19 protein-coding genes and 1 tRNA gene are annotated in these 24103 nt (G+C 62.5%); 12 read left to right on the top strand and 8 right to left on the bottom strand.

Features of this window, described 5'->3' with window-relative positions:
- Nucleotides 1-530: 530 nt before the first annotated feature.
- The 3 genes from BGI27_RS10460 to BGI27_RS10450 are packed head-to-tail and all read right to left on the bottom strand — an operon-like array spanning nt 531 to nt 2992.
- On the bottom strand, nt 531-1307 hold the full coding sequence (locus BGI27_RS10460) for a ferredoxin--NADP reductase (protein WP_095524810.1): 777 nt from the start codon (nt 1305-1307) through the stop codon (nt 531-533).
- Nucleotides 1308-1310: 3 nt separating this feature from the next.
- Complete coding sequence (locus tag BGI27_RS10455) at nt 1311-2243, bottom strand: electron transfer flavoprotein subunit alpha/FixB family protein (protein ID WP_095524809.1); 933 nt, start codon at nt 2241-2243, stop codon at nt 1311-1313.
- On the bottom strand, nt 2240-2992 hold the full coding sequence (locus BGI27_RS10450; RefSeq protein WP_095524808.1) for an electron transfer flavoprotein subunit beta/FixA family protein: 753 nt from the start codon (nt 2990-2992) through the stop codon (nt 2240-2242). The genes BGI27_RS10455 and BGI27_RS10450 overlap by 4 nt, the downstream gene beginning before the upstream one ends.
- 103 nt (nt 2993-3095) lie before the next feature.
- Between BGI27_RS10450 and BGI27_RS10445 the strand changes: the two genes are divergently transcribed.
- Together BGI27_RS10445 and BGI27_RS10440 are read left to right on the top strand one after the other, a co-directional pair.
- Complete coding sequence (locus BGI27_RS10445; protein ID WP_095524816.1) at nt 3096-4022, top strand: LysR family transcriptional regulator; 927 nt, start codon at nt 3096-3098, stop codon at nt 4020-4022.
- 10 nt (nt 4023-4032) lie between these two features.
- Nucleotides 4033-5670 carry an electron transfer flavoprotein-ubiquinone oxidoreductase gene (locus tag BGI27_RS10440; protein WP_095524807.1) on the top strand — a complete coding sequence of 546 codons (1638 nt, stop codon included), beginning with the start codon at nt 4033-4035 and terminating at the stop codon, nt 5668-5670.
- A 188-nt stretch (nt 5671-5858) separates the two neighbouring features.
- On the opposite strand, the gene BGI27_RS10435 is transcribed toward BGI27_RS10440, so the two are convergent.
- Nucleotides 5859-5934 (bottom strand) — tRNA-Asn (locus BGI27_RS10435).
- Between the two features lie 189 nt (nt 5935-6123).
- On the opposite strand from BGI27_RS10435, the gene BGI27_RS10430 reads away from it, so the two are divergent.
- Both BGI27_RS10430 and BGI27_RS10425 read left to right on the top strand, forming a co-directional pair.
- Nucleotides 6124-7299 (top strand): AsmA family protein, encoded by a 1176-nt coding sequence (locus tag BGI27_RS10430; RefSeq protein ID WP_095524806.1) that lies wholly within the window; start codon nt 6124-6126, stop codon nt 7297-7299.
- Between the two features lie 37 nt (nt 7300-7336).
- Entirely contained in the window at nt 7337-7741 is a 405-nt protein-coding gene (locus BGI27_RS10425; RefSeq protein ID WP_317984292.1) for a thioredoxin family protein, read from the top strand.
- Between the two features lie 388 nt (nt 7742-8129).
- Here the strand turns inward: BGI27_RS10425 and BGI27_RS10420 are convergent, their stop codons facing one another.
- Nucleotides 8130-9335 carry an amino acid aminotransferase gene (locus BGI27_RS10420; RefSeq protein WP_095524804.1) on the bottom strand — a complete coding sequence of 402 codons (1206 nt, stop codon included), beginning with the start codon at nt 9333-9335 and terminating at the stop codon, nt 8130-8132.
- Between the two features lie 124 nt (nt 9336-9459).
- Between BGI27_RS10420 and uvrB the strand changes: the two genes are divergently transcribed.
- From uvrB to BGI27_RS10405, 3 genes are all read left to right on the top strand, one after another.
- Nucleotides 9460-11514 carry an excinuclease ABC subunit UvrB gene (gene uvrB, locus BGI27_RS10415; protein WP_095524803.1) on the top strand — a complete coding sequence of 685 codons (2055 nt, stop codon included), beginning with the start codon at nt 9460-9462 and terminating at the stop codon, nt 11512-11514.
- A 68-nt stretch (nt 11515-11582) separates the two neighbouring features.
- A complete protein-coding gene (locus tag BGI27_RS10410) occupies nt 11583-12038 on the top strand; it encodes a low molecular weight protein-tyrosine-phosphatase (protein WP_095524802.1) in 456 nt (151 codons plus the stop codon).
- A 248-nt stretch (nt 12039-12286) separates the two neighbouring features.
- Complete coding sequence (locus BGI27_RS10405; RefSeq protein ID WP_095524815.1) at nt 12287-12490, top strand: cold-shock protein; 204 nt, start codon at nt 12287-12289, stop codon at nt 12488-12490.
- Between the two features lie 69 nt (nt 12491-12559).
- Here the strand turns inward: BGI27_RS10405 and BGI27_RS10400 are convergent, their stop codons facing one another.
- Complete coding sequence (locus BGI27_RS10400; protein WP_172425482.1) at nt 12560-12949, bottom strand: energy transducer TonB; 390 nt, start codon at nt 12947-12949, stop codon at nt 12560-12562.
- Between the two features lie 226 nt (nt 12950-13175).
- Here BGI27_RS10400 and BGI27_RS10395 point away from each other — a divergent pair, with 226 nt between their 5' ends.
- Nucleotides 13176-13325 carry a hypothetical protein gene (locus BGI27_RS10395; protein WP_170943006.1) on the top strand — a complete coding sequence of 50 codons (150 nt, stop codon included), beginning with the start codon at nt 13176-13178 and terminating at the stop codon, nt 13323-13325.
- An 84-nt stretch (nt 13326-13409) separates the two neighbouring features.
- Nucleotides 13410-14579 carry a M20 aminoacylase family protein gene (locus BGI27_RS10390; RefSeq protein WP_095524800.1) on the top strand — a complete coding sequence of 390 codons (1170 nt, stop codon included), beginning with the start codon at nt 13410-13412 and terminating at the stop codon, nt 14577-14579.
- Nucleotides 14580-14712: 133 nt separating this feature from the next.
- On the opposite strand, the gene BGI27_RS10385 is transcribed toward BGI27_RS10390, so the two are convergent.
- Both BGI27_RS10385 and BGI27_RS10380 read right to left on the bottom strand, forming a co-directional pair.
- Nucleotides 14713-15360 (bottom strand): response regulator transcription factor, encoded by a 648-nt coding sequence (locus BGI27_RS10385; RefSeq protein ID WP_272896538.1) that lies wholly within the window; start codon nt 15358-15360, stop codon nt 14713-14715.
- Nucleotides 15320-17407 carry a PAS domain-containing sensor histidine kinase gene (locus BGI27_RS10380; RefSeq protein ID WP_170943007.1) on the bottom strand — a complete coding sequence of 696 codons (2088 nt, stop codon included), beginning with the start codon at nt 17405-17407 and terminating at the stop codon, nt 15320-15322. Before BGI27_RS10380 ends, BGI27_RS10385 begins: the two co-directional genes overlap by 41 nt.
- 449 nt (nt 17408-17856) lie before the next feature.
- On the opposite strand from BGI27_RS10380, the gene aceE reads away from it, so the two are divergent.
- From aceE to lpdA, 3 genes are all read left to right on the top strand, one after another.
- Complete coding sequence (gene aceE / locus BGI27_RS10375) at nt 17857-20529, top strand: pyruvate dehydrogenase (acetyl-transferring), homodimeric type (RefSeq protein WP_095524798.1); 2673 nt, start codon at nt 17857-17859, stop codon at nt 20527-20529.
- A gap of 92 nt (nt 20530-20621) precedes the next feature.
- The gene (gene aceF / locus BGI27_RS10370) at nt 20622-22256 is read left to right on the top strand and encodes a dihydrolipoyllysine-residue acetyltransferase (RefSeq protein ID WP_095524797.1); all 1635 of its coding nucleotides are present in this window, start codon (nt 20622-20624) and stop codon (nt 22254-22256) included.
- A 15-nt stretch (nt 22257-22271) separates the two neighbouring features.
- The gene (gene lpdA / locus BGI27_RS10365) at nt 22272-24062 is read left to right on the top strand and encodes a dihydrolipoyl dehydrogenase (RefSeq protein ID WP_095524796.1); all 1791 of its coding nucleotides are present in this window, start codon (nt 22272-22274) and stop codon (nt 24060-24062) included.
- Nucleotides 24063-24103: the final 41 nt, after the last annotated feature.

Raw genomic sequence — 24103 nt, 5'->3', positions numbered from 1 at the left:
CTCACACCCAAATTCCAGAATGTAAACACATTCCGGATACTGTGAACAGGCTCTAGCATGGCTAACGTGAAGTAGACCTCAAAACGAGGCAATAAAGGTTTATTTGTCAAAACGACCCGCAATGGCAAGTCTTTGACTATTTAAAAATTCGTTTCCGTGACTGGCCTCATCATGACAAATAAAACCATGGGCATCAAGGTGACGCCAGCGGCTTCTTGGCGCTTTTCCCGTCGAATGTTGCGGAGCGTTTGGGGCGAATGACGGATGCTTGTCTGGTGCGTTCGAAGGGACGCCCTGCGTGTGGCGCACGAAAAAAGGGCCGCAGCCTTGCGGCGTGCGGCCCGTCTATTACAACTTTGTACCCAGGATGCGAGGCGGAACCCTTGGCGGCTCCGCCCCGGTCGGTCGGCTCCCATCGTCATTCCGGCGAGAGCCGGAATCCGGTGCTTTCTTCCAAAGCCTTTGGATCCCGGCTTTCGCCGGGATGATGTCGATTCGAAAGAATCGGACAGGCAGCGAACGGCGGGGACTTACTTCTCGACGAAGGCGCGTTCGATCACGTAGTCACCGGGGGCGCCGATGTTCGGCGAGACCTTGAAGCCGCGTGCGTCGAGCAGGTCGGAAAGGTCTTTGAGCATGGCCGAGCTGCCGCAGATCATGGCGCGGTCGTGGGCGCCGTCGATCTGGGGAATGCCGAGGTCGGCGCAGAGCTTGCCGTTGTCGAGCAGCGTGGTGAGGCGGCCCTGGTTGCGGAAGGGCTCGCGTGTGACCGTGGGGTAGTAGAGCAGCTTCTCGCGCACGTATTCGCCCAGGAATTCATGGTTGGGCAGCTCTTCCTGGATGATCTGCGTGTAGGCCAGCTCACTGACGTGGCGCACACCGTGGGTGAGGATGACCTTGTCGAAGCGCTCGTAGGTTTCCGGATCCTTGATGATGCTGAGGAAGGGGGCGAGGCCGGTGCCGGTGGCGAGCAGGAAGAGGTTCCGGCCCGGGTTCAGGTCGTCGATGATCAGCGTGCCGGTGGGCTTGCGGCTGACGAAGATCTGGTCGCCGGGCTTGAGGTGTTGCAGGCGCGAGGTGAGCGGGCCGTTCTGCACCTTGATGCTGAAGAATTCGAGGTTTTCCTCGTAGTTGGCGCTGGCGATGCTGTAGGCGCGCAGCAGCGGGCGGGTTTCGGTTTCCAGGCCGATCATCACGAACTGGCCGTTGGCGAAGCGCAGGCCGGGGTCGCGCGTGGTCTTGAAGCTGAACAGGGTTTCGTTCCAGTGATGGACTTCGGTGACAGTTTCGGTGGCAAGTACGCTCATGATTCAATCCTTGGGGGCAAGTTGGCGCACCAGTTCGGGCACGGCTTCGAACAGGTCTGCGGTCAGGGTGTAGTCGGCGATCTGCATGATCGGGGCGTCGGGATCCTGGTTGATGGCCACGATCACCTTGCTGTCCTTGATGCCGGCGGTGTGCTGCACGGCGCCGGAGATGCCGATGGCGATGTAGAGATCGGGGGCAACGATGGTGCCGGTCTGGCCGACCTGCCATTCGTTCGGCGCGTAGCCGGCATCGACGGCGGCGCGGGTGGCGCCCAGCGCGGCACCGAGACGGTCCGCCAGTGGCGCCAGCACGGTATTGAATTGCGCTTCGCTGCCCAGCGAACGGCCACCGGAGACGACCACGCGCGCGCTGCCCAGTTCGGGGCGGCCGCTGCTGGCACTGTGCCGGCCGGTGACGCGGCTGCGTCCGTCGGCAGGTGTGGTTTCCAGCGTGCGGATCTGCGCCTGACCTTCATCGCCGGCGATGGCGAAGCGGGAGGCACGCACCGTAAGCAGTTGCAGGCCGGGCTGGTTTTCCACCGTGGCCAGCAGATTGCCGGCATACAGCGGGCGCTGATAGGTGCGCGGGCCGAGCAGCGCCACGGCATCGCTGATCATGCCGACGCCACGGCGTGCGGCCAGGCGGGGCAGGGCATTGCGCGCCAGGCTGTTGTGCGGCGCGAGGATGACTTCATATTCCCCGGCGAGCGTTTCGAGCAGGCGTGCGAGATCTTCGGCCACGGGCTGGGCCAGATGCGGTGCGTCGGCGTGCAGCACGCTGCGCACGCCGGTGATGCGGGTGTGCGCGGCGGTATCGGCGGGGCCGACGAGCAGCAGATCTACCGGAGCCCCCCAGTGCTGGGCGGCGGTGACGACCTGGCGCGTGGCGCGGCTGACGCCGGCGGCGGAGAATTCGGCGATGACGAGCGTGCTCATGCGACCACCCCCGTTTCCTCGCGCAGCTTCTGCACCAGCTCGCTTACCGAGCCGACAGGCCTGCCGGCCGGCCGGGGCGGTGGCGTTTCTACGCGTTGCAGCTTGAAGCGGGGCGAGAGGTCCAGCCCCAGCGCGGCGCAGTCCAGCGTTTCGATGGGTAGGCGCTTGGCCTTCATCAGATCGGGCAACTTCACGAAGCGCGGCGCATTCAGGCGCAGGTCGGCGGAGATCACTGTCGGCAGATCGGCTTCCAGTTCCTCGACGCCGCCATCCACTTCACGTTGTGCTTTCAATTGCGTGCCGTCGATTTCCAGCCTGGAGACGGCGATGGCCTGCGTCCAGTCGAGCAGGGCGGCGAGCATCTGCGCGGTCTGGCCGGCGTCCTCGTCGATGGCCTGCTTGCCCAGCAGCACCAGCGAGGCACCTTCGCGCACGGCCAGATGCTGCAGCAATCGTGCCACGGCGAGTTGATCCAGCGGGCCGGAGACCTGACCCCAGATGGCGCGCGTGGCGCCCAGCGCCAGCGCCTGGCGCAGGGATTCCTGAACGCCGGTCTCGCCGAAAGAGACGGCGATGACTTCGCTGGCGACGCCGCGCTCCTTGAGGCGGATCGCTTCTTCCAGTGCGTTTTCGTCGAACGGGTTGATGCTCATGCGTGCGCCCGACAGGTCTACCGCCTGGCCGGCGGCATCGGGGCGTACCTGCACATTCGGATCGACCACCCGTTTGATGGCTACGATGACTTTCATCCTGCTTCCTCTCTGTTGGCTTGTTCGAGATTCTAAGGCGGGCTAGAATATCTACAAAATAGATAATAAATAAATAAATATATTGCTTATTAATTGGATTGATATAAAATTCACGCTCAGGCAACTTGAGATCTTCGTCGCGGTGGCGCAGACCGGCTCGGCCAGCCGCGCGGCCGAGCGCCTGGCACTCAGCCAGTCGGCCACCAGCACGGCGCTCGCCGAGCTGGAGAAATCCTATTCCCAGGTGCTGTTCGACCGCGTCGGCAAGAGCCTGCGCATGAACGACACCGGGCGCTGGCTGCTGCCGCACGCCATGGAGATCCTGGACCGCGCGCGCGGGCTGGAAAACGCCCTGGGCGCACAGACCGCGTTGGGGCCGCTCAATCTGGGGGCCAGCCTTACCATCGGCAATTATCTGGCCACTTTGTTCCTGGCGGATTTCCTGCAGCAGCGCCCGGATTCGCGTGTACATCTGACGGTGCACAACTCGACCGACATCGTGGCTGCCGTAGCCCGTTTTGAGCTGGACCTGGGGCTGGTCGAAGGCAATTTCCAGCATCCGGACGTAGTAGTCGAACAATGGCTGCGCGACGAACTGGTGGTGTTCGCGGCCCCCGGGCATCCGCTGGCCGGGCGCCAGACAGTGAGCCGGGAAGAGGTGTTGGACTGCAACTGGATACTGCGCGAGCCCGGCTCCGGCACGCGCAGCGCGGTCGAGCACGCCTTCGGCGAAGATCGTCATCGTCTGGCCGTGCGGCTGGAGCTGGAGCACACCGAAGCCATCAAGCGCGCGGTGGAGGCGGGCCTCGGGCTGGGCTGCATCTCGCGTTTGGCCTTGCGTGACGCTTTCCGGCGCGGCAGTCTGGTACCGATCAACGTGCCGGATCTGGACCTGCGCCGATCCTTCTACATCATTCATCATCGCGACAAGTACATCAGCGGAGGGCTCGCTCTGTTGATCGGGCATATCCGCGACTTCACCGGCAATGCCACGTCCACCGACGACATTGTCCTGACCCCGGTTCCTTGAAGGCAGACCCATGAATCGAGACATCATCGAATACGACGTGTTGATCGTCGGCGCCGGTGCAGCCGGCCTTTCCGCCGCGATCCGCCTGCGCCAGCTGGCGCAGCAGCAGGGCCGGGAGCTGTCGGTCTGCGTGCTGGAAAAAGCCGCCCAGGTGGGGGCGCACGTGCTTTCCGGCGCCGTGATCGATCCCGTGGCGCTGGACGAACTGTTGCCCGACTGGCGTAGCCAGGGCGCGCCATTGACCATGCCCGTGAAAACGGACGAATTCCTCTGGTTGACACGTAATCAGGCCCTGAAGGCGCCGCATTTCAGCTTGCCGCCGCAGGTCGACAACAAGGGCTGCTATGTCGGCAGCCTGGGCGAGTTGTGTCGCTGGCTGGCGGAACAGGCCGAAGCCCTTGGCGTGGAGCTGTATCCGGGCTTCGGAGCCGTGGCGGCCTGCTTCGACGAGCAGGGGCGGCTGACGGGCGTGATCACCGGCGACATGGGCGTCAATCGTGCTGGCGAGCAGACCGATCGCTTCACGCCCGGCATTGAGATCCGCGCGCGCTACACCCTGCTCGCCGAGGGCGCGGGCGGCTCGGTGACGCGTGAAGTCGAGGCGCGCCACGGCCTGCGCGCTGGCGTGGGTGAAGGCCAGTTCGGTCTGGGCGTGAAGGAGGTCTGGCGCATCCCGCACGCAAAGCATCGCCCTGGCACCGTGACCCACACGCTGGGCTGGCCGCTGGGCCGGGCGGCCGGCGGTGGCGGCTTCGTCTACCACTATGGCGAGGATCTGATCGCCGTGGGGCTGGTCACGCATTTCGGCTACAGCGACCCTTACCTCTCGCCATTCGAGGAAATGCAGCGCCTCAAGACACATCCGCGTATCGCCGCGTTGCTCGAGGGCGGGGAGCGCATCGCCTACGGCGCACGATCGATCAGCGAAGGCGGCCTGCAGTCGCTGCCGCGCACGGTGTTCCCCGGTGGTGCCTTGCTGGGCTGTGCCGCAGGCTTCATGAACGTGCTGCGCCTGAAGGGTATCCATACCGCGATGAAGTCCGGCATGCTCGCCGCCGAGGCCGTGGCGACCGCGCTGGCGGAAGGACGGCAACACGATGAACTGGGCGACTACGCCGAGGCCTTGTCGGCCTCCTGGGTGGGACGCGAGCTGCGCGAGACGCGCAACGTGAAACCCTTGCTGTCACGTTGCGGATCTGCATTGGGCTCGATGCTGAGTGGCGCCGAGATGTGGCTGCTGGCAATGGGCGTACGCATGCCCTGGACGCTGACGCATCCCGGCTCCTCGCGTCAGGGCATGAAGCCGGCCAAGGGCTTCTCGCCCCGGCCCGCGCTGCGGCCGGACAACGTGCTGACCTTCGACCGCATTGGCTCGCTGATGCTCTCCAACATCAGCCACGATCACGATCAGCCGACCCATCTGAAACGGCGCAACACGCCGCAGGAGGAAGCCGCGCGCATCGTGCGTTTTGCCGCGCCGGAGACGCGCTATTGCCCGGCAGGTGTCTATGAGCTGGAAGCGGGCAGCGTGCGCATCGACGCGCAGAACTGCCTGCACTGCAAGGCCTGCGAACTCAACGACCCCGAGTACAGCCTGCTCTGGACGCCGCCCGAGGGGGGCAGCGGCCCTCAGTATCTGGGCATGTAGGAAACGAGGGCTGGTCCGCAGAGGGCGCCGGGCGGAGACCGCTGGTGCCCTCGCGCGCATTACGATCAACGGCTGGCGTTACGCGTTGCTGCAACTAGTATGCAGGCATCGGCCGGTAGCGCGGAATTGCGTGCATGCTGAAGGCGGAAAAGCAGAAAGCCAGCACCGAAGTGCTGGCTTTCAGAATTTGGCTCCCCGACCTGGGCTCGAACCAGGGACCTACGGATTAACAGTCCGGCGCTCTACCGACTGAGCTATCGGGGAATTGAGAAGAAGAATTCTAGATACACGACGAACGTGTGTCAAGGTTTTCTGCGGATTTGTTATCGTGTCTGCATTGCAGGACGTCGTTTCTCCTGGGCGGCCGAGCGGTGAAAAACCCTGGTCATTCGGGGGAAACGGGAGTTGAGGGCTGTCGTGCCCATTGAAGGCAAAGAGCTAGGGAAGAACTGGATGCGCACGCTGACTCGCATGTTTGCCGTCGGTCTGATGGGGATTTCGATGGGCGCGGCAAACGCCGCACCCACGCCGGACAAGGACACCTGGCTGGGGCTGCCTGTCGAGTACGCCAGCCAGGGGTACGCCTTCAAGGGCGGTGCCGTGGTTGAACTCAACAAGGTGAAGATCCAGACGGCGACGCCGATCGAAGTGTCGCGGGCCTGGGTCAGCCCCGACTGGGCGGACTGGATCACTGAATTCCGCACCAGCCGCGTGCGTGTGGAGGCGGGCGAGATCGTGGCGCGTCCCAGTTCTCTGGCGCGTCTGGGCTCGGTCGATGGACCATCTACGCGCATCGTCACGCGCATGAGTTTCACGGGCTTGAAGCTGCTGTTCGGCACCAAGACGCTGGCCTTGCCTGCTGGCGAGATGCAGTTTTCCGACAACGGTACGCTGAACCTGATCCGGGTGAGCATGGAATCTGGCGTGAGCCTGGAGTTTTCTCCCCGCTCGGAGGGTGGACTCGGTGTACTGGTGCAGACCGCACGTTTCAGCTGGCCGGTATTGCCAGCCTTCCGTTTCGACTCCATCGCTGCGCAGGGGGAGATCACCGATGACCGGCTGGAGCTGGATCGCATCGGAGCCAATGGGGATGGTGGTGCTTTCAGTGGTGCCTTGCGCATGATCCCTGATGATCAGTTCCGGCTCGAAGGCGAGCTGAAGATGGAAAGCCTGCGTGCCAGGGATGTGCTGAAGCGTTTGTATACCCGGCCGCCGGTGACTGGCGTGCTTGGTGGGGAATTCCGCCTGACGGCAAACGGCGATAGCCTGGAAGCCCTCGCCAGGGCACTTGCCGTGGATGGCAATTACACCCTCAAGGCGGGCAGCATCGACCGCTTTGGTCTGCTCGAAGGCATGCGGCGCAGCACGCCAGGCGTGGTCGGCGGTGGCCTGGTGCGCGTCGATCTGCTCAGCGGCAAGTTCAAGGGCGCGAGCAATGCACCGGCGCAACTGGATTTCCAGAATCTCCAGGCCGGTGCCCTGCGTGGTGCGGCCAATGTGGTGATCGCGCCGGATTCGACCCTCAAGGGGCGGGTGCGTGGTTCCATGATGTTCCCGGGGGGCGAAAGCAGCGCGCGCAACTTCGAACTCTCGGGCAAGGTGGATGCGCCGACCTTGATCGCGCGCTGAGCATCGGCGCCCGGGTTTGATAGGATCACGAGGCTCTGTGGAGCCTCGTTTTCTTTCTGGAAGGGTGTTCGTGGAATCGGCTGGTGAATTTCTGGTTTCTTGCCTGTGCGCGCAGTGGTGCGGTACCTGTCGAGAGTACCGGCCCGGGTTTGATTCCCTTGCTACGAAGTTTCCCGGTGTGGCCTTCCGGTGGGTGGATATCGAGGATGAGCCCGAGATTGCCGGCGATCTGGATGTAGAGAATTTCCCTACCCTGGTGATCCAGCGTGGTCATGATGTGCTGTTCTGCGGCCCGATGCTGCCCATGCGGCATCTGCTGGAGCGGCTGCTGGAGACTTTTCTGGCACAGACCGCCGAGGAGAGCGCGCAGTACGCGCGTGGCAATGCAGAGCGCCTGGGCTGGCAGGGATTGGCTGATATCCGTGCGCGCCTGCCGGAGTGACCGGGATGGCGCACTGCCGTGGCGATGATGGAGATCGCCCGCGAAATCCATCCGTACTTCGATACCTGCGTGCGAACGGATTTTGATTCGTGTACGGCCTGCCGCCATAGCCCCGTTCGTGCCGAGGGTTCGAAGCATGAACGGGCGCGGGCAGCCACGACCTTGGGACGGCGCGGCGCCCCCAAAAGCCCCTCAGCCAAGCGCTTCGTACTTGCCCGGTCCCCTTTGGACGTTTTTTGTCTTGGGGAGGCCCCCGGCGACAAAAAGTCCCCCACGCTCTCCCGCTACGCGAGTTCGCTGCCCCCCGAGGAGGCATTTTGTCTTGGGGCGGCCCGGCGACAAAAAAAGGGCCCTCACGGGCCCCTTGGCTTTGCGTGTCTGGTGCGGCTTACTTCAGCACGGTGGCAATGGCCTTGGCCACGTAGTCGATATTCTTGCTGTTGAGCGCGGCGATGCAGACGCGGCCGGTGGAGACGGCATACACGCGGAATTCGGCCTTCAAGCGCTCCACCTGTGCGGCCGTCAGGCCCGTGTAGGAGAACATGCCACGCTGCTTGAGGACGAAGGAGAAATCCTGCGCCACGCCTGCTGCGGCCAACTGTTCGACCAGGGCCTTGCGCATTTCGCGGATGCGCAGGCGCATGCCGGCCAGTTCGTCCTCCCATTGCTTGCGCAGTTCGGCCGAGGCCAGTACCGCTGCGACGATTGCACCACCGTGCGTCGGCGGGTTGGAGTAGTTGGTACGCACTACACGCTTTACCTGCGACAGCACGCGGCCGGCTTCTTCCTTGCTGGCGGCGACGATGGTCAGTGCGCCCACGCGCTCGCCGTACAGCGAGAAGGACTTCGAGAAAGAGCTGGAAATGAAGAACTGCAGGCCGGAGGCCGAGAAGGCGCGTACTGCCACCGCATCGGCGTCGATGCCTTCGGCGAAGCCCTGGTACGCCATGTCGAGGAAGGGCACCAGGCCGCGTTCCTTGCTGATGCTGACGATCTCTGCCCATTGTTCGTCGGAGAGGTCAGCGCCGGTCGGATTGTGACAGCAAGCGTGCAACACGATCACGGAGCCGGCGGGCAGAGCGCCCAGGCAGGCCTTCATGCCGGCGAAATTCACGCCGCGGGTGGTGGCATCGTAGTAGGGGTAGTTTTCGACCACGAAGCCGGCGGATTCGAACAGCGCACGGTGGTTTTCCCAGGAGGGGTCGGAGATGTAGACCTTGGATGCCGGGTTCAGGCGCTTGAGGAAGTCGGCGCCGACCTTCAGCGCGCCGGTGCCGCCCAAAGCCTCGATGGTGATGGTCTTGCCCTCTGCGAGCAGAGCGGAATCCTTGCCGAACAGCAGCTCACCCACGGCCTTGTTGTAGGCGGCCAGGCCTTCGATGGGTTGATAGCCACGGGCCGGCGCGGCTTCCAGGCGGGCCTTCTCGGCAGCCTTCACTGCGCCCAACAGCGGAATCTTGCCTTCGTCGGTGAAGTACACGCCTACGCCGAGGTTGACCTTGGTGGTCCGGGAATCTGCGTTGAAGGCTTCGTTCAGACCCAGGATGGGGTCACGGGGTGCCATCTCGACGGCGGCAAAGAGCGAGGAAGTCATGGGGTCTCCAGCGGTGGTGATGTTCGCCGGCAGATCGCGCCGGCCTGCAAATTGCGGAATAATCAACGGCTGGCCGGACGAACTGGTTGACGGGCCACGCCCTTGAGAAGCATGGAATTTTATCATGGCCGACATACCTGCCTCCCCCACGATCGTCACCTTTGAAGGCAGTCCTTTCCGCCTTCATCAGCCTTTTCCGCCCGCAGGCGACCAGCCTGGCGCCATTGTGGCGCTCACCGAGGGTATCGACGACGGTCTGATGTTCCAGACCCTGCTCGGGGTGACCGGCTCGGGCAAGACCTACACCATGGCCAACGTGATCGCGCGTTGCGGCCGACCGGCGCTGGTGCTGGCGCCGAACAAGACGCTGGCCGCGCAGCTCTACGCCGAATTCCGCGAGTTCTTTCCCGAGAACGCGGTGGAGTACTTCGTTTCCTATTACGACTACTACCAGCCCGAGGCTTACGTGCCTTCGCGCGACCTTTTCATCGAGAAGGACAGCTCGATCAACGAGCACATCGAGCAGATGCGCCTTTCCGCCACCAAGAGCCTGCTTGAGCGGCGCGACGTGGTGATCGTGGCCACCGTGTCGTGCATCTACGGTATCGGTGACCCGGTCGACTACCACAGCATGATCCTGCACCTGCGCGAGGGCGAGAAGATGCCGCAGCGCGATGTGCTGGCGAGGCTGGTGGGGATGCAGTACGAGCGCAACGACGTGGATTTCCAGCGTGGCTGTTTCCGTGTGCGTGGCGACGTGATCGACATCTTTCCGGCCGAAAGTGCCGAGCTGGCCTTGCGCGTGGAGCTGTTCGACGACGAAATCGAACACCTCACATTGTTCGATCCGTTCACCGGGCACCTCAAGCAGAAGCTGGGGCGCTTCACGGTGTTTCCTTCCAGCCACTACGTGACGCCCCGCAGTACCGTGATGCGTGCCATCGACAACATCAAGGAAGAGCTGCGCGAGCGCATCGAGTTTTATCACCGCAGCGGCAAGCTGGTGGAGGCGCAGCGCATCGAACAGCGTACCCGTTTCGATCTTGAGATGCTTTCCGAATTGGGGTTCTGCAAGGGCATCGAGAACTACTCGCGCCATCTCTCGGGCCGCCTGGCAGGTGATCCGCCGCCCACGCTGATCGACTATATGCCGCGCGATTCGCTGATGTTCGTCGATGAATCCCACGTTGCGATTCCGCAGGTGGGCGGCATGTTCAAGGGAGATCAGGCGCGCAAGCTCAACCTTGTCGAATACGGTTTCCGCCTGCCCTCGGCGGCGGATAACCGGCCGCTGAAATTCGACGAGTTCGAGAAGCTGATGCCGCAGACGGTCTTCGTCTCCGCCACTCCGGCCGATTATGAAAAACAGAATCAGGGCCAGGTGGTGGAGCAGGTGGTGCGGCCGACCGGCCTGGTTGATCCTCTCATCGAGGTGCGTCCGGCGATCTCGCAGGTCGACGACGTGCTTGGCGAGATCCGCAAACGTGTGGCACGTGAGGAACGTGTGCTGATCACCGTGCTCACCAAGCGCATGGCCGAAGACCTTACCGACTATCTCGGAGAGAACGGGGTGCGCGTGCGTTACCTGCACAGCGACATCGATACCGTGGAGCGTGTGGAAATCATCCGCGATCTGCGTTTGGGCGAATTCGACGTACTCATCGGCATTAACCTGCTGCGCGAGGGGCTGGATATCCCCGAAGTGTCTCTGGTCGCCATCCTGGATGCCGACAAGGAAGGTTTCCTGCGTTCAGTGCGTTCATTGATCCAGACCATCGGCCGTGCGGCGCGTCACCTCAACGGGACCGCCATCCTCTACGCCGACCGCATGACCGACTCGATGCGCGCCGCCATCGACGAGACCGAACGCCGCCGTGCCAAGCAGATCGCCTTCAACGCCGAGCATGGCATCACGCCGAAATCCGTCAACAAGCGCATCAAGGACATCATCGACGGCGTCTACCACGACGATGAGGCTAACCCGCGCACCGGCCGTGCCGCCGCCGAACCTCGGGCTGATTACGCGCTGATGGACGAAAAGGCGCTCGCCAAGGCGATCAAGCAGCTGGAAAAGGAAATGCAGGAACACGCGAAGAATCTCGAATTCGAGAAAGCCGCCACCGCCCGTGATGAACTCTTCAAGCTGCGCCAGCGCGCGTTCGGCGCGGATCACCACTGAGGCCGGGAGAGGGGAGTCGGGAGTAGCTATACTCCGCCCACTCCCCACTCCCCACTCCCCACTCCTGGATGAAACGCATCCTCTTCGTCTGCACCGGCAACATCTGTCGCTCCCCCACTGCCGAGGGCATTGCCCGTCATGTAGCCAGGGCACGTAGGCTGGAAGATCGTTTCGAATTCGATTCGGCGGGCACTTACGACTACCACGCTGGCGAGGCGCCGGACTCACGCGCCCGTACGGCGGCGAAACGGCGCGGCTACGATCTGTCGGCACTGCGCGCGCGCCAGGTGGAAACCGCCGATTTCCACCGCTTCGATCTCATTCTGGCAATGGATCGTGGCCACCTGACATGGCTTGCTCATCGCTGCCCGCCCGAGCTGCGCGAGCGTTTGCATCTGTTTCTCGATTTCGTACCAGGCCATGCAGGAGAGGAAGTACTGGATCCCTACTATGGCGGTGGGGCAGGGTTCGAGCATGTGCTGGATCTGTGCGAAGCGGCGGTGGATGTCTTGCTGAAGCAATGAACTCGGGCTCCGGCGCAGTCATTGCCTCTGATGCAGTGGATGTTTGCCCGGGTGTGTTCAGCCACTTTTTTTTCAGACAGAATCAGCCCTTTCGGGCAAGCCTTTGTGGCACAGGCCGGTTTGCCCGTTCGGCATATTCCTTTGCCCAGGCGCAGGCATATCGTGCGCGCAGCGGTCAGGGTGTAGTGCTCTGCCTGCGGGCGCGCCGTTCTGGCGCATGCATCCGTTTCGCTTCAGGGGGCAAGGCAATGGCTACAGGTATTGTGAAGTGGTTCAACGACGCCAAGGGTTTCGGATTTATCACGCCGGATAGTGGTGGTGAGGATCTGTTCGCGCATTTCTCGGAGATTTCCGCGACTGGCTTCCGCACGCTGAAAGAAGGGCAACGTGTGGAGTTCGAGGTCAAGCAGGGGCCGAAAGGTCTGCTGGCTTCTACGATCAAGGCTCACTGAAGCTGATCCGCAAACTGCGCAGGAACCCTTGGGCAGGGAGTATTCCCTGCCTTTTTGTTGGGTTCCCGGTTAGTGCACTTCGAAATGGATAGGGGCACGCACGCTGTCCTGCCCTGTCTGCGCAGGCGGCAGGCAACGCCACTTCAGGGTGGCTGCCTCGCTGGCTGCTTCAAAATAGCCGCGTGGTGACGCCTCCAGTACTTCCACTCGGTGGACACTGCCATCGACGGCCAGATGCAGGCGCAGCAATACTCGTCCGGTGTCGATGCCGTCGCGCAATGCTACGGAGGGGAAGAGCGGTTTGGTCCGCTGCGGGCAATGCTGGGCCAGCGTCAGCGGTCCAGCATTGCCCGCTATGGTTTTTTCTTCATGGTCGAGGATCGCTTCTGCGGGCGGCTGAGCGGTCTTTCCTGCACTGGAATGCTCCGTTTTTTGCAAACCGGGCTGACCGCCTTCCATCACGGTGGTTTCGATTGCCCGCGTAGTGTCATGAAGCGGTGCCGCCAGGATGACTGCTGGTGCTGTTGTGGGCAACGGGGGAGAGGGAGACGCTGTGCCGTGAGGTAATGGCATGGGCCGTACAGGCGCGGATTTCCCCCGCATCGCTGTAGCTGCCATCCGGGGCGGTTCTGTTTGCGCTGCATGCAACTTGGCGAGGATGGGTGGATGCTGTGCGGGGACATGCGTGAGCCGAGCCATGGCCGCCAGCATGCCCGCCGTGGCTGCCACGGCCATGCTGCAGGCCAGTCCCCATCGCCAGTGGGCCGCAAGCATCCAGGGGGCGGACTGCAATGGAGAACCTTTGGGTGGGGAGGTCATGGCTGCCGGAGTGTAAGATTCAAGCAGTGATAACTCCAGACCGGAACCGTGGCTGGTGCGGACTGTCTGTCTGTGCTGGATGTTCCAGGCCCCGCCCCACATGCAGATCATCCCTGCCATTGCCGAACGACAGACGGCGCTCACCGAGATCCGCCGTGATTTTCACGCCCATCCTGAACTGGCTTTCGAGGAGACGCGAACTGCCGCGCGGGTTGCCCGACTGCTTGCGGGCTGGGGCGTGGAAGTTCACGAAGGCATCGGCGGTACAGGTGTGGTCGGCGTACTGCGCGCAGGGCGTTCGGAGCGGGTGATCGGCCTGCGTGCCGACATGGATGCGCTGCCCATCACCGAGGCGAACACTTTCGAGCATAGTTCCCGTACGTCAGGCTGCATGCATGCGTGCGGTCATGATGGGCACACCACCATGCTGCTGGGCGCAGCGGAATACCTGGCTGCCACACGGCAGTTCGACGGCACTGTGGTTTTCGTATTTCAGCCCGCCGAGGAGGGTAGGGGCGGCGCGTCGGCGATGATTGCGGATGGCTTCTTCGAGCGTTTTCCGGTGCAGTCGATCTACGGCATGCACAACTGGCCGGGCATGGCATTTGGCCGCTTCGGTATCACGCCAGGCCCCGTGATGGCTGGTACCGACCGCTTCGACATCAATGTGGAAAGGCATGGCGGGCACGCCGCCATGCCTCATCTGACCGTAGACCCGGTTGTTGCAGGCGCAGCCCTGGTGGGCGCACTGCAGACGATCAGCGCGCGCAATACCGATCCGCTGGACGCTGCTGTGGTTTCAGTGACCTGTTTTAGCGCTGGCGATACCTACAACGTGATTCCTGCACGAGCGATGCTGAGTGGCACTACGCGTGCCTTGCGACCGGAGGTGCGTGAGGCGACCTGGGAGCGCATGCATGCAATTTGTGCCGGTGTCGGTTCTGCATACGGCGTGGGCATCGTGCTCAAGCGCATGGACGGCTATCCACCGACCGTGAATACACCACATGAGGCAGGTCTTTGCCGTGAAGTGGCCAGTGCGCTGGTCGGGGCGGAGCATGTGGATTGGGGATTGCGGCCGAGCATGGGGGCGGAGGATTTCTCCCATTTTCTGGAGCATCGGCCGGGATGCTACGTCTGGCTGGGCAACGGACCAGGAGAGGGCGGCTGCACGCTGCACAACCCGCATTACGATTTCAATGATGCGAACCTGCTGCTTGGAGCCAGCTACTGGGCACGACTAACCGAGCATCTGTTGGCGCCGGCCTGATACGGCCTTGCCTTCAAACGCATAACCGTGTTGGGCGCATTGCCGTGCTTACTGCACTGCCTGCAGTTCCCCGCCTTGTTCTACGCTTGAATGCAAAGCCGCATGCGCGGTGCAGCATGAAACTGAGTTTCCCCTATTCATCCTTCGGGGATGTGATCATCACGTGCTGGACCAGTTCGGCCAGCGAGTGTACGCCCATCTTTTCCATCACCCGGGCGCGATGTACTTCCACGGTCTTGATGCTGATGCCTAGATCGTCGGCAATCTGCTTGTTGAGCCGGCCGGCGACGATCAGTTCCAGTACTTCGCGCTCGCGTGGCGTGAGCGCTTCGATACGGCGCTGTGCATCGGCTTCCTGGGCGCGTGCATCGTGGCGTTTGCGATCAGTGATCAGCGCGTTCTGGATCAGATTGATCATGTCGTAGTCGTTGAACGGCTTCTCAATGAAGTCGGCCGCGCCCTTCTTCAGGGCCGAGACCGCCATCGGCACGTCGCCGTGACCAGTGATGAAGATCACCGGCAGTGTGGAATGCATGGCGTTGAGCCTTTCATGCAGTTCCAGTCCGCTCATACCAGGCATGCGGATGTCCAGTACCAGGCAGCCGCTCATGCTGTCGCTCCAGGCCGTCAGAAAGGTTTCGGCGGAATCGAAGGCCTGAGCCTTGAGGCCGGCGGATTCGAGCAGCCAGATCAGCGAGTCGCGCAGCGCCTCATCGTCATCGACGATGTAGACGAGCTGTTCAAGCGGGGCTGGTGTCTTGTTCGCGTGGTTCAGGTTCAAGGTCGTTCTCCAGAGGTAGCGTGAATCTGAAAATGGTGCCGCCGGGCGGATTGTCTTCGATCCACAGGCGTCCCTTGTGGAATTCGATGATGGAGCGGCAAATGTTCAATCCCATGCCCATGTCATCGGGCTTGGTGGTGAAGAAGGGCGAGAACAGGTTGGCCTGGTTTTCAGGGCTGATGCCACAGCCGCGGTCGGCAACCATCATCTCTATGCTGTCTTCGTGCAATTGTGCTCCGATGGTGATCTGGCGCTGCTCCATCGGCACTTCTTGCATGGCTTCGGCCGCGTTGCGCACCAGGTTCATCAACACCTGCTCAATCATGATGCGGTCGGCCAGCACTTCCGGCAAGTCAGGGGGAATCCGGGTGCTGACGCGTGCCCCCAGCCGGCGGACCTCGATGCCCGCGATGCCCAGCGCGTCTTCGGTGATCTGGGCCAAGCTGACCATGCTGCGGCGCGGCTCGCTCTTGCGGACGAAATCGCGCACCCGGCGCACGATCTCGCCAGCGCGGGCGGCTTGCGTGGCAGCCTTGTCCATGGCGCCGAGGATGTCCTCGATCTTGTATTGACCGCTGCGCAGGCGATTGACGCAGCCCTTGCTGTAGTTCGAGATGGCGGATAGCGGCTGGTTCAGCTCGTGCGCCAGCGTAGAAGCCATTTCACCCATGGTGATCAGCCGCGAGGTGCGTGCGAGGCTGGCTTCCTGTTCGCGCGTGACCTCCTCGGCGCGGCGCATCGCGGTGATATCGGTGGCCACGGCCAGGCGGGCGATGCGACCGTCAACCCAGCGCAGCGCGCGTTCGCGCAGATGGAACCACTGGCCTGTCCTGGGGTGCTGAAGCTCACCGTCGAAGAGTTCGCAGGGGAGATCCTTCTTGGTCAGCGTCGCCGGATCCAGGGGGTAGTCGACCGGGTCGGGGTTGGGGACCACCGGGTTTGCGCCTCCCAGCGCAATCTGGTGGGCACAGGCCAGATTGGTATAGAGCACTTCGTTGCTGGCAATGTCGGTAACGAAGACCAGTGAATCCAGTCCATCAAGCACTGTGGTGATACGTTCATTGGCCGCCTGGAGTTCGTTGCGTGCGCGCTTCTGTTCCCTGATGTCGGTCATCGCCGTCATCCAGCCGGTCTGATCACCATGCGCGTCGATCAGCGGAGAAACGTGCAGGCGCACATCGCGGCGTTTGCCATCGCGTCTGCGGATGCGCAGCTCCATGCCTTCGGAGGGGGCTTTGCCTTCGAGGCAGACGCCGAGCTTGGCTTCGTTCTGGCTGGCATCCGATTCGTCCCAGTAGGGGAACGGAGGGCGTTTGTGCAGCAGGTCGGCCAGCGGCCAGCCAACCAGCTCGCAGAACGCACGGTTGACGTAGATGATGCGTCCCTCGGCGTCGATGGCGCGCAGGCCGGTGAGTACCGAATCTTCCATGGCTGTGCGGAAAGCGGATTCCGCCCGCAGAGCTTCTTCGGTGTGCTTGCGTCCAGTGACATCGTGGGCTACCGCGTAGATCTGCCCCTCTTCCGGTGTCGGCGTGGCGCTCCAGTTGAGCCAGCGCCAACTGCCGTCACCGCAACGGCAACGCACTTCGAATCGTGCCGGGTGCCCGGCCTCTAGGGCAGCCAGACCGCGTGAAACCAGACGGGTATCGTCGGCATGCACCAGATCCAGCAGCGAGCTGCCTTCCACGAGATTCTCCGGTTTCAGGCCGAGCGTATTGAGAATCGCGGGATTCACGCGTTCGAAGCGACCATCCGCGCTGAGCACGCAGAAGATGTCCAGTGACAGCGTGAAGAACAGATCGCGTTCTTCTTCCACCTCCCCTACGCGCTGTCGCTGCTGGCTGGCGAGCCAGACGCCCCAGGCTGCCGTGCTGACCAGCACGACCACGGCCACCACGCTGGAGCGTTCCGGCGCGAAATAAGTGCCAGGCAGGGGCTCGCCCTGGGTGACGAACCAGACGACGCCAAGGAACGCAGCCAGCACGACGACAAGGACGGCTGGCAGCAGGGAGCGGGATCCCGGACGCGGAGTGGGGCGAGGCGTCATCCTTGCAATGGACGGTGTACAGTTGAATTTCGCATTATCACGCATGTGCCGGCTTTGCTGCGCCCGGGGTGTTCCCTAGCAGCAACAGGCTTGGTGCATGAATGTCTCGCGGTTATTGCTTTGTCATTACGGTCGATTTTTGTGCGCTGCAACATGCTGATTTGTCAGGTTTTTTTATGGGGCGGTTATGAAATTTGATGCACCCTTGTCATTGCATGGGTTTGGGGCATGTTTTATATTGGGGCATCGAGGTTGCGCGCGAAAATCAGGCTCTGAGCCCCCGGGAGCTGTAGTTTTGCCAGTTATGCGGCTGTCGCGGCCTTATAATCCGATGTTCAGTGTCCAGACAGGCGGCGTCACAGACCCGCCTTTTTTCTGGCCTTGATCGCCCGGTGCCATGCCGGATTGCCTGGTTTTGGTGCCGAAACCCCTGGTAAGGAGAGAAAAATATGGCAGTAGTGCCGCATGTACTTCTGCAGGCCGACACAGACCTGCAGGAGACTCAGGAATGGCTGGAGTCCCTCGATGCCGTGGTGGCCAAGGAAGGCCCCGAGCGCGCGCGTTACCTGGTTGAGCGCCTGGTCGAAGAGATGCGCGACGCCGGCGTGGTGGTTCCTCACAATGGCAACACGCTGTACCGAAATACCATCACCACGGCTGATCAGCCGCCCTACCCCGGTGATCCCGAAATCGAATTGCGCATCCAGGCTTATCTGCGCTGGAATGCCATGGCCATGGTGGTGCGCGCCAACAAGCACACCAACGTCGGCGGTCATATTGCTTCCTACGCTTCCTCCGCCACGCTGTACGACGTCGGCTTCAACTGGTTCTGGAAGGCGCCTACCGAAAACCAGGAAGGCGATCTGATCTTCTTCCAGGGCCACTCCATTCCCGGTATCTACGCCCGTGCCTACCTGCTGGGGCGGCTGACCGAAGAACAACTGGACGGCTTCCGTCAGGAAACCAATGGCAAGGGGCTGTCTTCCTATCCGCACCCCTGGCTGATGCCGGATTTCTGGCAGTTCCCGACCGTCTCCATGGGCCTGGGGCCGCTGCAGGCCATCTACCAGGCCCGTTTCATGAAGTACCTGCAGGATCGCGGCATCCAGAACAACGAAGGTCGCAAGGTGTGGGCCTTCCTGGGCGACGGCGAGATGGACGAGGTCGAATCGCGTGGCGCGATCAGCCTTGCTTCCCGCGAGAAACTGGACAACCTGATCTTCGTCATCAACTGTAACCTGCAACGCCTGGATGGTCCGGTGCGCGGCAACGGCAGCGTGATCCAGGAGCTGGAGGCCGAATTCCGTGGTGCTGGCTGGAATGTCATCAAGCTGCTGTGGGGCTCGAACTGGGATGCCCTGTTCGCGCGTGACACCAAGGGGCTGCTGAAGAAACGCATGCTCGAGGTGGTCGATGGCGAATACCAGACCTACAAGTCGAAGAACGGCGCCTGGGTGCGCGAACACTTCTTCAATACGCCCGAACTCAAAGAACTCGTCGCCGACTGGAGCGATGAGGACATCTGGAAGCTCAACCGCGGCGGTCACGATCTGACCAAGGTCTTTGCGGCTTACAAGGCTGCCGTTGAAACCAAGGGGCAGCCGACGCTGATCCTGGCCAAGACCGTCAAGGGTTTCGGCATGGGTGAATCCGGCGAAGCGCAGAACACCAGCCACCAGCAGAAGAAGATGTCGTTGGATGCGCTGCGTGCCTTCCGCGATCGCTTCCATATCCCGGTCTCCGATGAAGACCTGGAGAAAATGCCCCTTATCAAGTTCGAGGAGGGTTCGCCCGAGTTGAACTACATGCGCGAGCGCCGTGCAGCGCTGGGTGGCTATCTGCCTGCCCGCCGTCGCAAGGCTGCTGCGCTGGCCGTGCCTGCCCTGAGTGCTTTCGATGCACAGCTGAAGGCCTCGGGTGAAGGCCGCGAGTTCTCTTCCACGATGGCGCTGGTACGCATCTTCAATACCATCCTGAAGGACAAACAGATCGGCAAGCACGTGGTGCCCATTGTCGTGGATGAATCCCGTACCTTCGGCATGGAAGGCATGTTCCGCCAGTACGGCATCTGGAACCAGGAGGGTCAGAAGTACATTCCCCAGGACCATGACCAGCTCATGTTCTACAAGGAGTCGAAGGACGGTCAGGTCCTGCAGGATGGCATCAACGAAGCCGGTGCCATGGCAGACTGGATCGCCGCGGCCACTGCCTACTCGGCGCATGGCGTGCCGATGATCCCGTTCTACATCTTCTACTCGATGTTCGGACCGCAGCGCACCATGGATCTGTGCTGGGCGGCTGGCGATTCGCGTGCCCGTGGCTTCCTGATCGGGGGTACGGCCGGTCGTACCACGCTGAACGGTGAGGGGCTGCAGCATGAAGACGGCCATAGCCATGCGCTGACGCATACCATTCCGAACTGCGTGAGCTACGACCCGACCTTCGCCTACGAAGTCGCGGTGATCTTCCAGGACGGCCTGCGCCGCATGTATGCCGAGCAGGAAGATGTGTACTACTACATCACGGTGATGAACGAGAACTACGAGCACCCGGCCATGCCGGAAGGTGCCGAAGCCGACATCATCAAGGGTCTGTACAAGTTCCGCGAAGGTGCCAAGAGCAAGGGCCCGCGTGTGCAACTGCTGGGGTCGGGCACGATCTTCCGCGAAGTGATTGCTGCAGCTGAACTGCTCAAGGCCGACTGGGGTGTCGAAGCTGACATCTGGGGTGCGCCGAGCTTCAACGAGCTGGCCCGTGACGGTCAGGACGCTGCACGCTGGAACATGCTGCATCCGCTGGAAACTCAGCGCCTCTCCCATGTGGCGGCGAAGCTGAAGGGGGCGCAAGGCCCAGTCATCGCGGCAACCGACTACATCCGCCTGTATGCCGAGCAGATCCGCCCCTACGTGGCGAATCGCTACGTGGTGCTGGGGACCGACGGCTTTGGCCGTTCCGATACCCGCGAAGCCCTGCGCGCCCACTTCGAGGTGGATCGCCATTGGGTGACCGTGGCGGCCCTGTCGGCGCTGGCCGAGGATGGCAAGATCGAGCGTGCCAAGGTGGCCGAGGCCATCGCCAAGTACGGCATTGACGTCAATAAGCCGAATCCGCTGTTCGCCTGATGAATCAGTGAGGGGAGAAGGGGGAAGGGAGAAGGGGGTGAGATTTTCGCCCTTTCCCCTTCGCCCTTTGCCCTTCCCCCGGAGAAAAAACAATGAGCCAACTCATCGAAGTGAAAGTGCCGGATATCGGCGACTTCAAGGATGTTCCCGTCATCGAGGTTTCGGTAAAGCCCGGTGACACCGTCAAGATCGATGATCCCCTGGTTACGCTGGAGTCCGACAAGGCCACGATGGAAGTGCCTTCGTCCGCTGCTGGTGTGGTCAAGGAGGTCAGGGTCAAGGTGGGTGACCGTGTCGGCGAAGGTGCCGTGGTCGTCCTGCTCGAAGCAGAAGGTGCCGCTGCCGCGCCCGCTCCGGCGGCTGCGCCTGCTGCAGCGCCGGCGCCGGCCGCACCTGCACCTGCCGCAGCAGCCCCTGCTGCTGCGCCTGCCGGCCGCATCGAACTCAAGGTGCCCGATATCGGCGACTTCAAGGATGTGCCGGTGATCGAGGTATCGATCAAGGTCGGCGATACCATTGTGGTCGATGCGCCAGTGGCTACGCTGGAGTCCGACAAGGCCACGATGGAAGTGCCGGCTTCTGCCGCCGGCGTGGTCAAGGAAGTGCTCGTGAAGGTGGGTGACCGCGTGGCCGAAGGTGCCGTGCTGGCCATCCTCGAGGGCGCAGGCGCGCCTGCTGCTGCCGCACCGGCCCAGGTCGCAGCAACTGCTGCTGCCGCACCCGCGCCGGCCGCTGCCACCGTTGCGCCCGCACCAGTTGCCGTTGCTGCCGCGCCGGCAGCCGTGGCAACCGCTTCGCCGGCCCAATCCCATGCCAGCCCTGGTGTGCGCCGTTTTGCGCGCGAACTGGGTGTGGACATCACCAAGGTGGCTGCCACGGGTCCGAAGGGGCGCATCCTCAAGGAAGACGTCCAGAACTACATCAAGGGCGTCATCGCCCAGGTGGCTTCCGGCGTGCCGGCGGCGGCTGCACCTGCCGGCGGTGGTATCGGCGGCATCGAGCTGCTGCCCTGGCCGAAGGTCGATTTCACCAAGTTCGGTGCGATCGAGACCAAGCCGCTGTCCCGCATCAAGAAGATTTCCGGGGCCAACCTGCATCGCAACTGGGTGGTGATTCCGCACGTCACCAACTATGATGATGCGGACATCACCGAGCTGGAAGCCTTCCGCGTGCAGATGAACAAGGAGCTGGAGAAGTCTGGCACCAAGCTCACCATGCTGGCTTTCATGATCAAGGCTGCGGTTGCCGCACTGAAGAAGTTCCCCGAGTTCAACGCCTCGCTCGACGGCGACAACCTGGTGCTGAAGCAGTACTACAACATCGGTTTCGCGGCAGATACACCAAACGGTCTCGTCGTGCCGGTGATCAAGAATGCCGACCAGAAGGGCGTGATCGAGATCGCCAAGGAAATGGGTGATCTGGCCAAGCTCGCCCGCGACGGCAAACTCAAGCCGGACCAGATGCAGGGTGGCTGCTTCTCCATCAGTTCGCTGGGCGGTATCGGCGGTACCTATTTCACGCCGATTATCAACGCGCCGGAAGTGGCGATCATGGGCGTGTGCAAGTCCGCCACCAAGCCGGTGTGGGACGGCAAGCAATTCGTGCCGCGCCTGATCCTGCCGCTGTCGCTGTCCTGGGATCACCGCGTGATCGACGGCGCTGCCGCTGCCCGCTTCAATGCCTACTTTGCCGGCGTGCTGCAGGACTTCCGCCGTGTGCTGCTCTGAGGCGAGGACTGAACAATGAGTCAATTGATCGAAGTGAAGGTCCCCGATATCGGGGATTTCAAGGATGTGCCGGTCATCGAGCTGTTCGTGAAGCCTGGTGACACGGTAAATGTGGATGACTCCATCGCTACGCTGGAATCCGACAAGGCCACACTGGATGTGCCGGCACCGGCCGCTGGCGTGGTCAAGTCCGTGTCCGTGAAGGTGGGTGACCGCGTTTCCGAAGGCAGCGTGCTGCTGATGCTGGATGCCGTCTCCGGTGGTGCTGCGACGGCGGAATCCAAGCCTGCCGAGGCACCTGCGGCCACAGCTCCGGCTGCTGCTGCGCCTGTTGCCGTGGCGCCGGTTGCCGGTTCGCACAGTGGTGGCGCGGATATCGAATGCGAGATGCTGGTACTCGGCGCTGGCCCTGGTGGCTATTCGGCAGCCTTCCGTTCCGCTGACCTTGGCATGAAGACCGTGCTCGTCGAGCGTTTCGCAACGCTGGGCGGTGTGTGTCTGAACGTCGGTTGCATCCCCTCAAAGGCACTGCTGCACGTGGCCAACGTGATCGACGAAGCCGCACATTTCGCCGACGTCGGTGTGGCCTTCGATGCGCCGCGTATCGACATCGACCGCCTGCGTTCGCACAAGCAGAAGGTCATCGACAAGCTGACCACCGGCCTCACCGGCATGGCCAAGGCGCGCAAGGTCGATATCGTGCGCGGCTACGGCAACTTCATCGACCCGCATCATCTGGAAGTCGAACTGACTGCCGGTGAGGGTCAGAAGCGTACCGGCGAGAAAAAGGTCATCAAGTTCCAGAAGTGCATCATCGCGGCCGGCTCCTCGGTCGTGAAGCTGCCCTTCATCCCCGAGGATCCGCGCATCGTTGATTCCACCGGCGCATTGGAGTTGCGCGGCGTGCCTAAGCGCATGCTGGTCATCGGTGGCGGCATCATCGGTCTGGAAATGGCAACCGTGTATTCCACGCTGGGCGCTCGCATCGATGTGGTCGAGGCGGGCGATGGCCTGATGCCGGGGGCCGACCGTGATCTCGTCAAGGTCTGGGAAAAGCGCAACCTGCAGCGTTTCGACAAGATCATGCTGAAGACGCGCACGGTGGGTGTGACCTGCCGTCCGGACGGCGTGCTGGTGAAGTTCGAAGGCGATCAGGCTCCGGACGTCGAACAGAAATATGACCTCGTGCTGGTTGCCGTGGGGCGCAGCCCCAATGGCAAGAAGATCGGCGCCGAGAAGGCTGGGGTGCTCGTGACCGATCGCGGCTTCATCCAGGTCGACAAGCAACAGCGCACCAACGTGTCGCACATCTTCGCCATCGGCGACATCGTGGGTCAGCCCATGCTGGCGCACAAGGGCGTGCATGAGGCTCACGTGGCAGCGGAAGTTGCGGCCGGTCACAAGGCCTACTTCGACGCTTCGGTCATTCCCGGTGTGGCCTATACCGAGCCGGAAGTGGCCTGGGTGGGCGTCACCGAAGCTGAAGCCAAGGCCAAGGGCCGCAAGATCGGCGTGGGCAAGTTCCCCTGGGCCGCATCGGGCCGCGCAATTGCCAATGGCTGCGACTACGGTTTCACCAAGCTGATCTTCGACGAGGAAACCCACCGCATCATCGGTGGCGGCATCGTTGGCCCCAACGCAGGCGACATGATCGGCGAGATCACGCTGGCCATCGAAATGGGCTGCGATCCGGTGGATATTGGCAAGACCATTCACCCGCACCCGACGCTGGGTGAATCCATCGGGATGGCCGCCGAGGTCTTCGAGGGGACTTGCACGGATCTGCCGCCGCAGAAGAAAAAGTAAGACTTTCGTGCTACGTGCAAACAAAGGGCTGCCCACGGGCA

The sequence above is a fragment of the Candidatus Dactylopiibacterium carminicum genome (assembly GCF_014736495.1).
GTDB lineage: Bacteria > Pseudomonadota > Gammaproteobacteria > Burkholderiales > Rhodocyclaceae > Uliginosibacterium > Uliginosibacterium carminicum.
Note: the sequence above shows the minus strand (reverse complement) of the source record. Positions and strands in the feature narration are given on the sequence as shown.

Bases quoted from the DNA above. Each gene is read 5' to 3' on its own strand.
- BGI27_RS10410 (WP_095524802.1), top strand. From the start codon at position 11,583: ATGAAACGCATCCTCTTCGTCTGCACCGGCAACATCTGTCGCTCCCCC.
- BGI27_RS10455 (WP_095524809.1), bottom strand. From the start codon at position 2,243: ATGAGCACGCTCGTCATCGCCGAATTCTCCGCCGCCGGCGTCAGCCGC.
- BGI27_RS10400 (WP_172425482.1), bottom strand. From the start codon at position 12,949: ATGGAAGGCGGTCAGCCCGGTTTGCAAAAAACGGAGCATTCCAGTGCA.
- BGI27_RS10430 (WP_095524806.1), top strand. From the start codon at position 6,124: ATGCGCACGCTGACTCGCATGTTTGCCGTCGGTCTGATGGGGATTTCG.
- BGI27_RS10390 (WP_095524800.1), top strand. From the start codon at position 13,410: ATGCAGATCATCCCTGCCATTGCCGAACGACAGACGGCGCTCACCGAG.
- BGI27_RS10460 (WP_095524810.1), bottom strand. From the start codon at position 1,307: ATGAGCGTACTTGCCACCGAAACTGTCACCGAAGTCCATCACTGGAAC.
- BGI27_RS10405 (WP_095524815.1), top strand. From the start codon at position 12,287: ATGGCTACAGGTATTGTGAAGTGGTTCAACGACGCCAAGGGTTTCGGA.
- BGI27_RS10380 (WP_170943007.1), bottom strand. From the start codon at position 17,407: ATGACGCCTCGCCCCACTCCGCGTCCGGGATCCCGCTCCCTGCTGCCA.
- aceE (WP_095524798.1), top strand. From the start codon at position 17,857: ATGGCAGTAGTGCCGCATGTACTTCTGCAGGCCGACACAGACCTGCAG.
- uvrB (WP_095524803.1), top strand. From the start codon at position 9,460: ATGGCCGACATACCTGCCTCCCCCACGATCGTCACCTTTGAAGGCAGT.
- aceF (WP_095524797.1), top strand. From the start codon at position 20,622: ATGAGCCAACTCATCGAAGTGAAAGTGCCGGATATCGGCGACTTCAAG.
- BGI27_RS10450 (WP_095524808.1), bottom strand. From the start codon at position 2,992: ATGAAAGTCATCGTAGCCATCAAACGGGTGGTCGATCCGAATGTGCAG.
- lpdA (WP_095524796.1), top strand. From the start codon at position 22,272: ATGAGTCAATTGATCGAAGTGAAGGTCCCCGATATCGGGGATTTCAAG.
- BGI27_RS10420 (WP_095524804.1), bottom strand. From the start codon at position 9,335: ATGACTTCCTCGCTCTTTGCCGCCGTCGAGATGGCACCCCGTGACCCC.
- BGI27_RS10440 (WP_095524807.1), top strand. From the start codon at position 4,033: ATGAATCGAGACATCATCGAATACGACGTGTTGATCGTCGGCGCCGGT.